Annotated in this window: 12 protein-coding genes and 2 pseudogenes; 4 read left to right on the top strand and 10 right to left on the bottom strand. The window is 39.7% G+C overall.

The window, feature by feature from the left end; genetic code table 11:
* The 5 genes and pseudogenes from tnpA to T487_RS16720 form a co-directional block, all read right to left on the bottom strand.
* Positions 1–283, bottom strand: a pseudogene (gene tnpA, locus T487_RS16345) (IS200/IS605 family transposase); the annotation flags it as partial.
* Positions 267–617: a nucleotidyl transferase AbiEii/AbiGii toxin family protein gene (locus T487_RS0115140; protein ID WP_031577979.1), complete on the bottom strand. Its 351-nt coding sequence runs from the start codon at positions 615–617 to the stop codon at positions 267–269. The pseudogene tnpA and the gene T487_RS0115140, both read right to left, overlap by 17 nt.
* The gene (locus tag T487_RS0115135; protein ID WP_031577978.1) at positions 617–1,213 is read right to left on the bottom strand and encodes a type IV toxin-antitoxin system AbiEi family antitoxin domain-containing protein; all 597 of its coding nucleotides are present in this window, start codon (positions 1,211–1,213) and stop codon (positions 617–619) included. Before T487_RS0115135 ends, T487_RS0115140 begins: the two co-directional genes overlap by 1 nt.
* Positions 1,214–1,631: 418 nt before the next feature.
* Positions 1,632–1,877, bottom strand: a complete 246-nt coding sequence (locus T487_RS16725; protein ID WP_278245046.1) for a GNAT family N-acetyltransferase — start codon at positions 1,875–1,877, stop codon at positions 1,632–1,634.
* Positions 1,878–1,910: 33 nt separating this feature from the next.
* Complete coding sequence (locus T487_RS16720) at positions 1,911–2,105, bottom strand: hypothetical protein (RefSeq protein WP_242848077.1); 195 nt, start codon at positions 2,103–2,105, stop codon at positions 1,911–1,913.
* Positions 2,106–2,384: 279 nt separating this feature from the next.
* Here T487_RS16720 and T487_RS0115125 point away from each other — a divergent pair, with 279 nt between their 5' ends.
* Entirely contained in the window at positions 2,385–2,684 is a 300-nt protein-coding gene (locus T487_RS0115125) for a hypothetical protein (protein WP_031577977.1), read from the top strand.
* Positions 2,685–3,032: 348 nt separating this feature from the next.
* Here T487_RS0115125 and nox read toward each other — a convergent pair whose 3' ends face one another.
* A complete protein-coding gene (nox, locus tag T487_RS0115120; RefSeq protein ID WP_031577976.1) occupies positions 3,033–4,367 on the bottom strand; it encodes a H2O-forming NADH oxidase in 1,335 nt (444 codons plus the stop codon).
* Between the two features lie 361 nt (positions 4,368–4,728).
* A pseudogene (locus T487_RS0115115) lies at positions 4,729–5,289 on the bottom strand (ABC transporter ATP-binding protein); the annotation flags it as partial.
* 132 nt (positions 5,290–5,421) lie between these two features.
* On the opposite strand from T487_RS0115115, the gene T487_RS0115110 reads away from it, so the two are divergent.
* From T487_RS0115110 to T487_RS0115100, 3 genes are all read left to right on the top strand, one after another.
* Positions 5,422–6,081: a VanZ family protein gene (locus T487_RS0115110; RefSeq protein ID WP_051651772.1), complete on the top strand. Its 660-nt coding sequence runs from the start codon at positions 5,422–5,424 to the stop codon at positions 6,079–6,081.
* A gap of 268 nt (positions 6,082–6,349) precedes the next feature.
* Complete coding sequence (locus tag T487_RS15655) at positions 6,350–6,802, top strand: recombinase family protein (protein ID WP_341349285.1); 453 nt, start codon at positions 6,350–6,352, stop codon at positions 6,800–6,802.
* 400 nt (positions 6,803–7,202) lie between these two features.
* Positions 7,203–8,513 carry an IS1380 family transposase gene (locus T487_RS0115100; protein WP_031577973.1) on the top strand — a complete coding sequence of 437 codons (1,311 nt, stop codon included), beginning with the start codon at positions 7,203–7,205 and terminating at the stop codon, positions 8,511–8,513.
* A gap of 166 nt (positions 8,514–8,679) precedes the next feature.
* Here T487_RS0115100 and T487_RS0115095 read toward each other — a convergent pair whose 3' ends face one another.
* The 3 genes from T487_RS0115095 to ltrA form a co-directional block, all read right to left on the bottom strand.
* The gene (locus tag T487_RS0115095; RefSeq protein ID WP_031577972.1) at positions 8,680–8,859 is read right to left on the bottom strand and encodes a hypothetical protein; all 180 of its coding nucleotides are present in this window, start codon (positions 8,857–8,859) and stop codon (positions 8,680–8,682) included.
* Positions 8,860–9,063: 204 nt separating this feature from the next.
* On the bottom strand, positions 9,064–9,978 hold the full coding sequence (locus T487_RS0115090; RefSeq protein WP_051651771.1) for a Panacea domain-containing protein: 915 nt from the start codon (positions 9,976–9,978) through the stop codon (positions 9,064–9,066).
* A 278-nt stretch (positions 9,979–10,256) separates the two neighbouring features.
* A complete protein-coding gene (gene ltrA / locus T487_RS0115085) occupies positions 10,257–11,672 on the bottom strand; it encodes a group II intron reverse transcriptase/maturase (protein WP_031577970.1) in 1,416 nt (471 codons plus the stop codon).
* Positions 11,673–12,197 lie beyond the last annotated feature (525 nt).

Genomic DNA, 12,197 nt, shown 5'->3' with positions numbered 1-12,197 from the left:
TCGATACGTTTCCTGCGGTAGATACAAAATAGCTTCGTGTCCACAGACTTGGTAAATGCTTCAGGTGTGAAAACTCCTGTCGCAATCTTCTTGATGTCACTCCTTTCAATTTTGCCATGATGTCTGATGGGCTGATTGTTGGCAATGCGTTGACGAAAAGGGGTCAATGATCTTTATCACATTCCACTGCCAGTATTTGAATATCTATTTCTTCACAAATTTCAGAAAAATGATAATTGATTAGCGATACAGTTGTTTGAGCTCTTCTATATGTTTGGCTCATAAACACATTGTATCAGCATGAGATTCAAGCTACAATATATTTTGCCACGCAAGCGCCATTCATCCCACGGCTGAAGCCGGGCAAGCTCGGTATGGGCTTTCTGGCGCAATTCCTGTAAGTAATCAGCATCAACCGTAGGTCTTGTAGTAAAATCGCTTATTGAATATAATAAAAATCCTCCTTTCAAAATGAGTCGCTCTCTATAATCGCTCTTAGCCAACCTTCTTATAAACTCTTCCTGAAAGAACAGATTTAATAGTTGCTGAAAAGAGATACCTTCTGTTTTTGCTTTATTCTTTAATCTTGCCAGTATAGACGCACTTGAATAAATCATTACATCCACTTCCCTATCTGAGATTGAACTTTTTTTGTGATGTTGAACATTGCAGCATACTCAAACAAACGCCTGATATTTTTTTGAGGGTCTTTATGATATCTCATTACTGCATTGGTAAAAACTTCTTTTTCCAGTTTCTTTTCATAGCGCATAATATCACACATGGTGCGATCTCGATCAAAAATTCTGACTTCAACTCCATGTATTTCAAATGTAGTTACACCAATGCTTAGGTATTTCTTTTCTTGGTAGTACGGCTCTATAAGTGGGTATTCGATGTTATACTGGCTTTTTTCACTATCTCTATCTACTGCTATCTGCCAAGCGTTTGGAATTCTATCTGTATAGTGATAATAAAGGAGTGCACTTTCAAGAAATATAACAGCTTCAGGAAATAGTCTTGCAATCATTACTTCTTCTGGATTCACTTCACCAGCGAGTTCATAGTAACCATACTTTATTTTCGATATTTCTCCTTCTTGCAAAAGCTTTTTAATTTGGCGGCTACTTAGCCCAAGTTCTTTCAACTCTGAGGTTTTCAGTATACCTCCATTTTTTTCAAATTCATGTATTATTTTTTGTTTTTCAATCATTTTTTGCACCTCTTTACCCGCACTTAAATTCCAATGCGGGTATTTAGGTGCATCATATCATTGTTTTAGGTATTTATCAACAGTAAGCGGTTTATAAAACACAGAGATGAAACTAATTCTGATAAAAGATAGTGTGAAGACCCGGAAGCCTCTTGGTAAGTTGAATCTTTGAGGAATTATATATAACTTGCCTAAGATGATAAGATATGAATCTCCGAGGAAAGATCAGCTATCATCCTATATGCAGTTTCTCATAATCTGCACATTGTGAGATTCATTCTATCCCCCTTTAGCTCTGGTGTTATAGTGGAGGGTTTCACCCAAAAGAAGTGTTTCTTTCAAAAAATGAATGGTCTCAAAAAAGTTGCCTGGAGAATTGTAATGTCTCTAGGCAACTTTTTATTCTAGTTCTATCTGATTATAATTCTAAGAGAGAAATCACTTCTCCTCCAACTACATCCCCTGTTTCCTGAAACCCAAAGGAATTGTAGAGCTTTTTTGCGACTTCATTTTCAGGTTCATAAGAAAGCCAGCAGTACTTCGCTTTTCCGCAAGGAAAGGTTCTTAAATAAGCAAGGCAGGCTGCCATGGCTTTTTTCCCATAGCCTTTTCCTTGATGCTTTTCATCGATCATAAACCTCCAAAGACCATAGCTTCCCTTGATATATTCAGGATCCCCTTCTTCAAAACCATCAAATCAAAACATCACAAAGCCCACCAGTTCTTCTCCCTCATAAAGGCCAAAAGGAAGGGCAACGCCACCAGAAGTGATGGTGGTATACGCCTGCAGTATACTTTGCGTGTTGGTTGCAACGAATTTTCTCTGGTCTTCTCCCACACTAAGCTTCACAATCTGCCAAAGATTGCTGTCATCCACTTTTCTAAGGTCCATAGAATCACCTGCTTTTATTATTTTGCTTTTATCATACCATAGGATGGAAAGATCCTCTTCACATCTTCAAAATTTATGATATAGTTAATATGTACAATTCAATAGTTCTTATCAGGAGTTGCGGTAGAGGATTAGCTCTACGACCGCATACCAACCTGCTTTTTTTATAAGTAAGGTGGTTCAGCTAATATCGATGAGGAGATGCATAGCTCCTTAAGAAGGGCTTTTTTTATTGCCTGAAATTCCTGCATAGAATAAAAATTATGAGGAGTGATCAATATGTACAACAGCACAAAAAGAGTCCCAGGAGGCAGCAGCTACGCAGATGCTGTTTTCCGAACCACTGCAGACGCCAAGTCTTATGCACAAAAGATGTTCCACCGGGTGATTGAGAAAAAGAGCTTTAACCCTCATGAAATCCAATTCTTTGCCACAGAAGATTTCTTTATGCTGGCCTATCAGAAAATACCATTTATCGTGGAGGACTTCAGTTTTGTGGAACTGAAAAGAAGTGAAGGTTTCCACGCTTTTGAAGAGTGGCTTTCAAAAACTATCTTCCAAAAGATCCGAGAGAAATAAAACCACTTCAGAAAAGGTGGCTCCTTAGAAAACAACTTCAATGGAAACAGGTCTGTTACGGAAACAGATCTGTTTTTTCTTCCTTCATTCATGTTCTACCCCGATTGAAATCAATATTCCTGCTTTAACATCCCAATGCAGAATCCTCACTTTTTGTACAGTAACACAGTGCTTGCACGATGAAGGCCCTATCCTCAGTCCTTTCACTTTGGCAGAATTCTCCAAAACGTCCTTCAGTTCAGCGAGAGTAAATTCCGTGCTTCTGTGTAAATAAAAAGAGACAGGCTTCCAAAGAAACCCATCTCGATTTTCCGCGGGAAAGTTACCTGCTGTACGCAGTTTACTTTCCTATTTTGCACCCAGTGCAGCCATGGTGATGTAATTGTAAGGCTTGTTGAAATGAGGCAGAAAGAAAATGTCCGTCAGAGCCAGCTTGTCAATGGTGACTCTTTCCTGAATGGCCAGGGAGAACAGATGGATGCCCATGGAGATGTCATAGGTGGATGCCATCTGAGCACCAAGAATGACTCTGGTCTTCTTATCATAAACAATTCTGATCTTGACTTTCGGATTATTTTCTTCAATGAACTCCGGTTTCTGCAGATCATCATAATCTGTAGCCGCTGCTTCAAATCCGCAGACATTGGCTTTTGCCAGCGTCATTCCAGTAGACAGCATCTTCAGATCATAGATGCAGATTCCGTTGGATCCCTGGACTCCAGCAGATTCCAGTGTTCCTCCACCAGCGTTATGAGCCGCCACGATGGCAGTTCGAACCGCATTGGAAGCCAGTGCAATATAGTTGGTATCCTGAATGCTGTTGTCATAAACTGTAGCACAGTCTCCAATGGCATAAACATCCTTTATACTGGTCTCCTGATGCTTATCCACTACAAAAGCACCATTTCTAAAGAGTTCCAGCTTTCCACTTCCAAGACTGGTATTCGGTCTGAATCCAATAGACAGCACAACCATATCGGCTTTATGGACTCCCTTGTCTGTAACGACCTCACGAACCTTCTGATCTCCTCGAATCTCCAGCACTCTTTCGCCAAAAGCCAGATGAATGCCATGATTCTTCAGGTTCTCTCTCATGAGATCGGTGAAAGGTTCATCGTAATAGACAGGCAGGCAGGTGTCTGCAATGTCAATGAGGGTGACGTTCTTTCCTTTTCGTTCGAAGGCTTCGGCCAGCTCCACACCAATGTATCCTGCACCTACCACGACCACATTCTCAATCTCTTCTGTCTTCAGCTTCCTAATAACTTCATCCGCATGCTGATACAGCTTCACTTTCTGCACATTCTCCAGATCTATGCCAGGAATATTAGGGATGATTGGCGTAGATCCAGTGGCAAGTATTACCTTATCATAGGATTCTTCCACCTTGGTGCCATCCTTCAGCGTTGCATAAACGACTTTACGATCAAAATCTATATTTTCTACAGGAGCTTCCATATGGACCACCGCTCCTTGAGCCTCCAGCTTCTCCTTATCGGAATAAAAGAGCCCTTCTGCTCCGGTAATCTGCTCCCCAATCCATAAGGCCATGCCACAGCCTAAGAAACTGATGTTGGAATTCGCATCAAAAATGGTGACTTTGGCGTCCTTATAGTTTGCCATCAGCGTATTGGCTGCTGCAGTTCCTGCATGATTCGCACCCACAATGACAATTTTGTTCATGATAAAATCTCCTCTCACTTGGTGAAATATTTATTAATTAATGTGATTATGGTTATAGTCTAAACTTGAATTGAAACCAACTTAATAACCATTACAATTCATCCTCATTATAGCACTAGTTAAAAAAATAGCAATGAACAAATTGTGAATTGTTATGTTCCCCCAAGAGAATCATCGTCAGTACATACCTCATTTTTCTGTTGATAACCAATCACTATCCCTATTATCGAATGTTCCTGTCTTCCTCATTCATGTCATTTGTAGACAATAAAAAAGACCAGAACAGCCTTAAATCGATGGCCGTGCTGGTCCTAAGAGTATAAACTTGTTAATGTTTTTGTCAATCTTCTGATTTAACTTCCTATCCTTTTGCCGTCCAACGCTGGAGTTCCTCATCGGTCGCTAAGACCTGATGGGTACCTCCCACATTCTGCAGCACTCCTTTAGAGTAGTCAATGCCACTGGAAGCATAGTCATAGGTCATGGATTTTCTCTCCCGTTCCGTCACAGGATTTGGATGAGGAATGGCTGAAAGCAGAGATTTGGTGTATGGATGAATGGGATTTTCAAAGATTTCTTCCGTGGTTCCAGTTTCCACCAGATGTCCAAAATGAAGGACTCCAATTCTGTCAGAGATGTACCTTACCATGGAAAGATCATGGGCGATGAAGAGATAAGCAATGTTGGTCTTTCCCTGAATCTCCTTCATGAGATTCACCACCTGAGCCTGGATGGACACATCCAAAGCACTGATGGCTTCATCAGCAATGATGAGATCCGGATTCATCACTAAGGCTCTTGCAATCCCAATACGCTGACGCTGCTCTCCGGATAACTGATGAGGATACCTGCTGGCATGCTCATGAGAAAGACCCACTAGATCCAGAATATCATACACCTTCCTCTTTCTTCCTCTTCCACTACCTGTTCTCTGGTATCACTATGTTTTGGTTATGTTTGAAGTTTGTTGCATTTAAATTTGACATTAGGCTAATATTTATAATAAAATATAGGTAGAAATTTATTAACCATTGTTCAACAAACGGGTTGGATTATGGAATTAGTACCTGAGGTGTTTACCATTTTCGAGAGGAATGACCCAAAAACATTTTTCAAATCAAAGTGGACGGTTAATATTCTTTTATTTGTGATAAGTACTATCGTCGGAATTATGTTATATATAGGTTTCTTTATGGATTTCCTACCAAGATTTTTTGCCAATATGGAGAATATCGAAAAGAATGTCTTAGCAATTATTATAATAGTCTTTTCGGTCTATATCTTGATAAAAATCGTATTAAACCTTGATACAAGACTAGACAGATATTTACTTTTATCGTTATATATACTCGTCTTATTATTGAGTTTATTAAGACCTGACCAGCAACACTTTGGGGATACTGGGCTGTATGCTTGGAACCCAGTTGGATTTTTATCTGATATAAAAGGTGATACAGGCTCACTTATACTTATGGTTATTAATCTTATCATCTTTATGCCAATGTACTTTTTGTTGGCACACACAAACCTACTAAAAACGTTTGTTGCAAGATTAATTGCTTTTGAAATATTTGTATTTTTAATTGAGTATTTACAAGCACAATTTAAAGTAGGAGCATTTGATTTAGCCGATATAGTTTTATACAACGTTGGTTTTTTTGTGGGCTATTTTATTTCCTTACCGATTTCAAATTTATTAAAAAGTCGAGCTTAAAGCTTTGATTGTACAGCTAATTGATACTTTAGTTAAATAAGGATATTTGAAAACCATCTTATTTAAGGTGGTTTTTTATATTGAACATTTGACTATTATGTATGTTTTTTTATTAAGGTATACCTTTAAGGAAGTCCAAAATAAGGTGCTTTTATTGTTCGTAAAGGTTTATTAAGTATTTTACAAGCGTTTATAAAATAAATTTTACCTTTGCAAACGATTAGGTTATAATAGAATTAACAAATACCCTAATGGAACGGTGAACGATATGAGTAAAAAAACTTTTGCATACATAAGGGTATCAAGTAAAGACCAAAATCAAGCCGGACAATTAAAGGAAATCCAAGAGTTGGGTATAAATGAGCGTGACATATTCATTGATAAGGAAAGTGGAAAAGACTTCAATAGAAGCCAATACCAAGCGTTAAAACAATGTTTACGTGAGGGAGATATGCTCTATATTAAATCTATTGATAGATTTGGTAGGAACTCTAAAGAGATAAAGAAAGAATGGAAAGATATTACTCAAAACATTAAAGCAGATATAAAAGTTTTGGATATGCCTTTACTTGATACAACGCAATATAAAGACCAACTTGGGTCGTTTGTATCTGACCTTGTATTACAAGTTTTAGCCTTTGTAAGCGAGCGAGAACGTGACAATATATTTAGCGACAAGCCGAAGGAATCGCACTTGCCAAAGCAAAAGGAAAGCATCTAGGTAGACCACAATTAAATCTAAGCACATTAAACAAGGAACAAAGACAAAACTTAGAAAGCAATTATCCTAAATGGAAAAAAAAAGAGATAACAGGGGTTGAATTTATGACCATGTTAGAGTTAAAAAAGAACTCATTCTATAAAATCATTGGAGAATATGAAAAAACAATTTAGGCATCCTTCTAGGGGTGTCTTTTGCTTTTTAGTGGGGATAATGGCTATATTGATCCTGGATTATTCAACAATTTAGATTGATTCTCTTCAAACCATTGAAACTCAATGATCTATAGGCCTGGACTCTGTCACCCGTTGGGTGACAAAAATAATAAAAGAAAAGAACCCAAGTTTATGTTAAAGTGAAATTGCAAAAACACACAAAAACATAAAAAGGAGTTCTTTTCATGATGAGTTTACAGCAGAATGCACTTCAATTCAACACTAAATTTTCTTTTGATTTCAGCGGTGGGAATCTGTCTTCTGATTCCGGACTGCTCTTCATCAAAGAGTTTATCCATAAAATCGGGTTTGACAGCCTTCTTAAGCATTACTTCGGGACTGATAAACGAAAGACTCACTCCATCTCTTCCGTCATTGAACAGCCTATTTATCAGAACATAGCTGGTTATCATAGAGATGATGCAGCAGATCATTTGCGATATGATCCTGTGTTTACAGCAGTGCTAGAGAAGGAGGCGCTCGCCTCCCAGCCGACAATCTCAAGAACCTTGAACTCTTTCGAGCAGAAAGACATCGATAAGTTCAACGATATTTTGGAACATCTCTATAAAATGACACATAATCCATCAGACAAACGGCATATCATCTTGGATCTGGACTCCACGAATGTTGAAACTCATGGCCATCAGGATGAAAGTACCTATATCTACCATTATGACACCACAGGATATCATCCCATGGTTCTCTACGATGGTCTTACCGGAGATCTGATGAAGTTTATGCTCCGAAAAGGAAGTGAGTATACCTCCACTGGTGTGGTGAGCTTCCTTGAGCCTGTTCTCTTCTCCTTACGGAGAACTTATCCGGAAGCCACAATTCTTGTGAGAGGAGATAGCGGGTTTGCTGTCCCTCAGCTATATAATCTCTGTGAAGAATATGGGGTCCATTATTTGTTTAAGCTGAAGGCCAACGCTACACTCAATAAACGCTCACGCTATGAAGAAGAGCTGTTCTTAACCCGCTATAAGATGGATTACAGCAAGTATCACTGTCAGTATGATGACTTCTCTTATCGGGCAAAATCCTGGTCCCATAGTAGACGCGTAGTAACCAAGATTGAACGTTCTCCTGGGGAACTAGTTCCCCGAAAGAGCTTTATTATAACTTCTCTGAGGCTAGATGCTCCTGATATTCTGAAAGTCTATAACAAACGTGGAAACATGGAGAACTACATCAAGGAAACCAAGCTTGATTTTGGGCTAGATCACTTAAGCCATTCTTCTTTCTTGGCGAATCAGGCGAAAGCGATGATTCTCGCTGTTGCCTATAGTCTCGTTAATGCTATGAAGCAGCTGGTCTTACTCAAAGAATTCTCGAAAAGCAGAATGTCCACTCTTAGAACTCTCTTCATCAAGATCGCAGGAAAGAGCATTTCTCACGCAAAAAAGATAAAGATGAGACTCTGCAGTAGTGCACCATACAAAGAAGCCATCTTAAAAATGTTAGAGAATATCCATCTCTTAGCCTTGGGCTAAGCAATTTGAGATCATAGCTTTCTCGAAGTCCAAAAAACTTTGGGCTTATTCAGTGAACATAAAAATGGAAATTCTTGAGTAAGACTGTCCCAAAGTACTCAAATCTAAATATTTGTTGTTTGTTGGACAGTATGTATTCCATGTAAAGTAGTTTGAAATGAGAAAATCATGATATCAACTGCTTTGTTGAATAATCCGGGATAGATACTACTTTGAGAAACTTATCCTTCAGCCGCAAATCAATAAGATTAGATTCATGTTCTTTGTATGCATGAACGGCTGAAAGATCTAGTGTGACTTTATCCTTAAATGATGTAAAGTTCTTGATGCTAAGCTGAATAATCATAGAATCCACCACCTTTACTTTTTCTTACCTCAAAATGAACTCTACATCAACATTTTTGTGATTTTTTCTCATTTTATGTAATCTGGTGTTGATTATCCTGCTCAAATCCTATGTTTTTATACTCTGTCTCCAAGTGTCTCCGTCATGATATACAAAGAAAATCTGGACCAATGACACTACACAGACATACTTTTGACTACTGCTTCAAACAATCAGGCAGAATCCTTTGTGACGGATTTCCTCATATAAACCCAAAGCATACTCTTTGATGTCACTAACATTGATCATATTATACTTTTCTCTTACGCTGCTGAAGTACCGGGTCATGCTTTCTTTCTTTATCACTTCACTTGAAGGGGCTCCTTCATCCTTATTTCTTCTTGCATTTCTCCAGGGCTCTTCTTCATGAGTCATCCGCTCCAAGACTTTTCCACTATAACATCCAAAAAACTCAGCCACTGCCTTCAGTGTCTCCTTTTCTTCAATTGATAATTTATTACATCTGCTTTGGTGATCTTCCTCTATCGGGAGATAACCATAATTTCTGTATTTTTCATAAATCCTTCTATAAACTGGTCCATGACTCCAAGCCTCACAGTCTTCCTCAAACATAAACTCACCCTGAAACGCCTTTTGAAACCCTTGCGCAAAGTACAGCAGCTTCTGCAGAGCAAGAGGCGTTATTTCCACGGCTTCTTCAAGTAAGCAGCGTACAGCTTCATCCATCTTACTGAGTTTTTCATCTTTCCTGCCCATGACTTCTTTCACCGCTGCCAGGCTTTTTTTATACGCCTCAAAAGAGATCTTTTCTTTATGATGCTCCAATAGATTCTGGTAATAGGCTGCATTTTGAGAAATCAGTTTTAGCATCTCCGAATAGTCTTTTGTCGGAAGATCCCCAGTGGCATACCTGGTTAAGGTGTTTTCTTTCCAACCTAGAAGAAGCGAAAGGGGTCTTTTCCCGATACTATATTTCAACAGAATCTCTTCTATTTCCTCTACCTTTATGATATTTAGAGACTCTGTGTTCGAATCATCTCTTCTCTTGAAATTCCCTTCTGTCAGATCCGGCAGATCAACTTCTGATGCGCACGTACTGCAATAACCGGGCTCACACACAAATTCTGCCGTGTTATCTCAACACTTCTTAATGGCTGTATCTGATTGGACGCTGCAAATCTTGATTTCTCTGCAGTTCATGCAAAAACCCATCATACTTACTCCATCTCCTTTCCATTTCCAATCTCTTTTCTCACCTGAATCTATCAGAAATCTTGAACCGCTCGATATTCTACCTCATCATCAGTTCATACAATCGGGTAGAGTTGGCGGTCTCTGACCGCTTCCCCCTCCCACAGCACCGTACGTACCGTTCGGTATACGGCGCTTTCAATAGTTTACAAGCATATTTTTGTCCTTAGATATTGCTTCTTGAGTGACATATAACCTTTTAGTTCCAGCACTTCATTAGTGAGTGTTCTGGAGAGGATTGGGCTATTGGAGATTCTCCAGTAGCCTTTTCTTGTATTTGCATATTCCCATGCTTTTGGTTTTGGAATTCCGTACATCCTGAGCTTTTTGAATCTGGTTCTGATTCGTTTCCATTGTTTCCAATACCACATCCTGATTCTACGTCTTATCCACTTGTCAATTTCTTCCAACGCGGACTTTGCGTCCGCAATTCGATAGTGATTGACCCATCCTCTTAGCATATCATTAAGATTCTTTATTCTGGCTGCCTCTCCGACGCCGTCACTTCTACGGGTTTTCTCTTTCACCTTCGTCTTCAGTTTCTTTAGCGACTTCGGATGTACCCTGATTCCTGCCACTTTCTTTTTCTGATAGAAGCTGAATCCTAGAAATTTAACTTTTGTCATATATACCGCCTGCGTCTTATCCCTATTCACTTTAAGGTTCAGTTGTTTCTCAATGTAGTTGGAGACGCTTTCTTTAACTCTTTCCGCTGCTTTTCTTGTCTTAATGAATATGACAAGGTCGTCAGCGTATCTCACAAACCGGAGTCCTCTTTGTTCGAGTTCAGTATCCAGCTTATTGAGCATGATATTACTTAGCAGTGGAGATAGTGGACCTCCCTGTGGAACCCCCAGGTCTGCCTTTTCGAACTTATGATCTACCACCACACCTGCTTTCAGATACTTGTGGATTAGAGATACCACTCTGTTGTCTTTCACTGTATCACTTATAATCTGTACCAACCTACTTTGGTTTACGGTGTCAAAGAACTTTTCGAGGTCCAAATCCACTACCCACTTGTAGCCTTCGTCCAGATATTCCTTACAGCGTTTAATTGCTCCGTGTGGACTTCTCCCCGGTCTATAGCCAAAACTATTGTCCGAGAATTGGGGTTCAAACAAGGGGGTCGTCTTGATGACCATCGCTTGTTGCACCATTCTGTCCACAACCGTTGGAATCCCAAGCTTTCGCTTGGAACCATCATCTTTAGGAATTTCTACCCTTCTTACAGGGTGAGGTTTATATGCGCCATTAAGGAGGGCATTTCGAAGTTCTACGCCATGTTCGAGCATGAATGCATCCATTTCAGACACTAGCATCTTATCTATTCCATGACTTCCTTTATTCTTCTTTACTCTCTTTCTGGCCTCATTCAGGTTATCTACAGAGAGTATATCTCCCAGCAACCCTTGTACAATTATGCTGTTGGTGTCGATTCTTTCATTCATCTCCAGACTTCTGTACACTTCTGCTTTGCCTTCCTGTTCCACAGTATTATCCAGCAGATAGTCTTCAATATGAAGTTGTCTGTATTCTACAAAGTCCTGAGTAAATTTCAAGTTCTTCACCTCCTATGATTCGGTCCTTTCCAGGCGTTCGCCTGGTACTATGACCTCTGCTGACTTCTCGCGACGAACCTTTTTCGACCATGTGTTGAAATTCCTTCTCTCATGTCCGCGAGATCTCCCCGGGTAAGAGTATAATCTTTCCTTCCATCTATCTGCCTCATCTACATAGGACCTTTCGGATAGCTATGGGGCTTTGGCTTGTTTGGCAACCTTACCCAGAATCCATATGCCTCATGCGATTTCTGTCCGTCAGACCAGAAGTTTGCCGCCGGCTTCCTTCAGCTGCACCTCGCGGTGTAAAGCCTTGCCTTAAGCTATGTGCTTGGCGCTATCAGCCCGCACTGGGGACTTTCACCCGTTAGATTATACCCATGCCGGGCACACCAAAAAAGACCAGAACAGCCTTAAATCGATGGCAGTTCTGGTCCTAAGAGTATAAACTTGTTAATGTTTTTGTCAATCTTCTGATTTAACTTCCTATCCTTTTGCCGTCCAACGCTGGAGTTCCTCATCGGT

Origin of the sequence: Proteiniclasticum ruminis DSM 24773 (assembly GCF_000701905.1) — a bacterium.
GTDB classification, from domain to species: Bacteria; Bacillota; Clostridia; order Clostridiales; family Clostridiaceae; genus Proteiniclasticum; species Proteiniclasticum ruminis.
Note: the sequence above shows the minus strand (reverse complement) of the source record. Positions and strands in the feature narration are given on the sequence as shown.